The sequence below is a fragment of the Arthrobacter sp. Dra40 genome, assembly GCF_059091905.1.
Genome location: NZ_JBNHHB010000380.1, coordinates 1 through 3,126 on the forward strand (window position 1 = coordinate 1; position 3,126 = coordinate 3,126).

A 3,126-nucleotide genomic window follows, 5' to 3' on the forward strand; every position below is an offset into this window, starting at 1 on the left:
GACGTTCCACAGCTGGCCGTCCAGCTTCAGCACGGTGCCGTTCTTGATGTCGTTGGTTGTGGCCACAGTTTCACTTTCGTCGATGATGGCGGGCCGCAGGCGGAAGGTCCGTCCTGGCCCGGAGCGAAGTCCAGCAGACATTCTACCTGCTGGCCCGTTGCCCGCCCGAAGCAGCCGGGGTTCATGGGGTCGGTCCCGCCGGAGCCGGCGGGTTCGAGACGCTTGGCGGAGCCGGCGTGTTCGGGGTGCGCGTGCCACGTGCTCGGGCGCGGGTGCAAGCGGCGGGGCATGTTCTTCAGGGCAGGGTCTGCCTGTCCAGGACAGGGTTATTCTGCGAGGGCATGGTCCATGGACCCTGCCCTCGACGATATGTCCAGCCCTCGCGGCCGCCCGCGGCACTCGTGCCCCTGCGCGGGTGAGCTTGCAGGCGCTATTCGGCGATCTCCTGGTAGGCGGCGAACAGCAGCGAGGTGTCCGGTACTTCCAGGATGCCGGGTTTGGCCAGGCCGTCCAGGACCACGAAGCGCAGCAGGTCGCCGCGGGCCTTCTTGTCCCGCTTCATTCCGTCCAACAGGGCGGCCCACCGGTCGCGGCGGTAGGTCACGGGCAGGCCGAGGGACGTCAGGATGGCTTGGTGCCGGTCCGCGGTCGCATCGTCCAGCCGGCCGACCATCCGGGAGAGCTCGGCAGCAAAGGCCAAACCGATCGATACGGCCGCCCCGTGGCGCATCTGGTAGCGCTCGGCCAGCTCGATCGCGTGGCCGAGGGTGTGTCCGTAGTTGAGGAACTCGCGGCGTCCGGACTCGCGCAGGTCGGCAGAGACCACCTCGGCCTTGACCCGGACGGAGCGCTCGATGATTTCCCGCAGCTGCGCCGTACCGGCGGTGCTCGCGGCCCGGGGGTCGGCTTCAATGAGGTCCAGGATGGCCGGATCGGCAATAAATCCGCATTTGACGGCTTCGGCCAGCCCGGTGATCAGTTCATTGGGCGGCAGCGTCTCCAGCGCGTCCAGGTCAGCCAGCACGGCGGCCGGCGGATGGAAGGCGCCCACCAGGTTCTTCCCTTCGGCGGTGTTGATGCCGGTCTTGCCGCCCACCGCGGCGTCCACCATGCCCAGCAGGCTGGTGGGGATGTGGACCACCTTGACGCCGCGCAGCCAGGTCGCGGCCACGAAACCGGCCACGTCGGTGACCGCCCCGCCGCCGACTGCCACGATGGCGTCCGAGCGGGTGAAGTCATTCTGGCCCAGCACCTGCCAGCAGAAGGAGGCCACCTGGATGTGCTTGCCTTCCTCGGCGTCCGGGATCTCGGCCGTCAGCGCTTCCAGCCCGTTGGACGCCAGATCCTCCCGCACGGCGTCGCCGGTGGCCCGCAGCGCCCGCGGATGGATCACCAGAACCTTTCGGACCCGCTCCCCCAGCACCTGCGGCAGCCGGCCCAGCAGGCCGTGGCCGACGACGACGTCGTACGCTTCCTGGGGCAGGTTCCCGGTCACGGGGATGACGGTTGCCTCGTCGGTGTTGCTCACTGTTCGTGCCTTTCATCAAGCAGTTGTCTCAGGTCTGCCAGCAGTTGCTGCTGTGATTTGCCGCGCGTGTCCAGCACCAGGTCGGCCAGCCGCTCGTAGACGGGCCGGCGCTTCCGGAACGTTTCGGTCCAGCGGCCCACCGGGTCGCCGGCCAGCAGCGGCCGGCCGGTGTCCTTGATGATGCGCGGCCGGACCGTGTCCACGTCGATGTCCAAAAAGACCACGGTGCAGTCGGCCAGCAACTGCTGCGTGCCGGTGTCCAGAATGGCGCCGCCGCCCAGCGACACGACGGCGGGTTTGCCGTCACCCAGCAGCGCCGCCACTTCGCGGGCTTCCAACTCGCGGAACGCGTGCTCGCCCATCGAGGAGAAAATGGCGGGAATCGGCCCGTGGCGTTCCACGAGCCGTTTGTCGCTGTCTGCGAAAGCGAGGCCGTACCGGCTGGCGAACTGGCTGCCCAGTGTCGACTTCCCGGACGCCATCGGACCAATCAGGACCAGGTGGCGCCGCAACTGAAGCGGCTGCCCGGGTGCCACTAGTGGCCGATCGAATCCAGCGAGTCCGGAATCGCTGCCAGGTAGGCCTGCAGGTTCCGGGCCGTCTCGGCCACGGAGTCGCCTCCGAACTTCTCGGTCACGGCCTCGGCGAGCACCAGTGCAACCATGGCTTCCGCAACGACGCCGGACGCCGGAACCGCGCACACGTCGGAACGCTGGTGATGCGCCTTGGCTGCCTCGCCGGTGCTGACATCGATGGTGGACAGTGCACGCGGCACGGTCGCGATCGGTTTCATGGCGGCCCGGACGCGCAGGGTTTCGCCGATGCTCATGCCGCCTTCGATGCCGCCGGCGCGGTTGGTCGAACGCACGATGGTGCCGGACTCGTCGCGGACGATTTCGTCGTGGGCGTCCGATCCGCGGCGGGCGGCGGTCAGGAAGCCGTCACCGACCTCCACGCCCTTGATGGCCTGGATGCCCATCAAGGCAGCGGCCAGGCGGGCGTCGAGCCGGCGGTCCCAGTGCACATAGCTGCCCAGTCCCGGCGGCAGGCCGTACGCCAGCACCTCCACGACGCCGCCGAGGGTCTCGCCTTCCTTGTGCGCCAGGTCCACTTCCTGCACCATGGCCAGGGACGTCTCGGCGTCGAAGCAGCGCAGCGGATCCTCGTCCAGGGCCAGGACGTCGCCCGGTCCGGGGACCGCGCTGCCTTCGGGAACGGAGACCCTGCCGACGGCGGTGGTGTGGCTGACCAGGCGGATGCCCAGCGCGGAGAGGAACTTCGCGGCCACGGTTCCCAGGGCGACACGTGCCGCAGTCTCGCGGGCGCTGGCGCGTTCCAGCACGGGACGGGCCTCATCGAAGCCGTATTTCTGCATGCCGGTGAAGTCGGCATGGCCGGGCCGGGGCCGGGTGAGCGGGGCGTTGCGGGCCAGGTCCTCGAGCTCGGCCGGATCCACCGGGTCGGCGGACATGACGGTTTCCCACTTCGGCCATTCGGTGTTGGCTATCTGGATGGCCACGGGGCCGCCTTGGGTCAGGCCGTGGCGGACGCCGCCCACCACGGTGACTTCGTCTTGTTCGAATTTCATCCGGGCGCCG

Annotated in this window: 3 protein-coding genes and 1 pseudogene; all 4 read right to left on the reverse strand. The window is 69.1% G+C overall.

What is annotated here, in order from left to right; translation table 11 throughout:
• Nucleotides 1–66 (reverse strand): annotated as a pseudogene (locus tag AC5RWT_RS36085) (elongation factor P); the annotation flags it as partial.
• A 364-nt stretch (nucleotides 67–430) separates the two neighbouring features.
• Nucleotides 431–1,528, reverse strand: coding sequence for a 3-dehydroquinate synthase (aroB, locus tag AC5RWT_RS36090; protein ID WP_494084417.1), 1,098 nt, complete (start codon nucleotides 1,526–1,528; stop codon nucleotides 431–433).
• Complete coding sequence (locus AC5RWT_RS36095; RefSeq protein ID WP_494084418.1) at nucleotides 1,525–2,010, reverse strand: shikimate kinase; 486 nt, start codon at nucleotides 2,008–2,010, stop codon at nucleotides 1,525–1,527. Before AC5RWT_RS36095 ends, aroB begins: the two co-directional genes overlap by 4 nt.
• A 53-nt stretch (nucleotides 2,011–2,063) precedes the next feature.
• The coding region (aroC, locus tag AC5RWT_RS36100; protein WP_494084419.1) for a chorismate synthase at nucleotides 2,064–3,126 on the reverse strand (1,063 nt) is incomplete at its 5' end.

What these genes read in the sequence shown, in the direction of transcription:
- AC5RWT_RS36095 (WP_494084418.1), bottom strand. Translation starts at nt 2,010, where the DNA reads ATGGCGTCCGGGAAGTCGACACTGGGCAGCCAGTTCGCCAGCCGGTAC.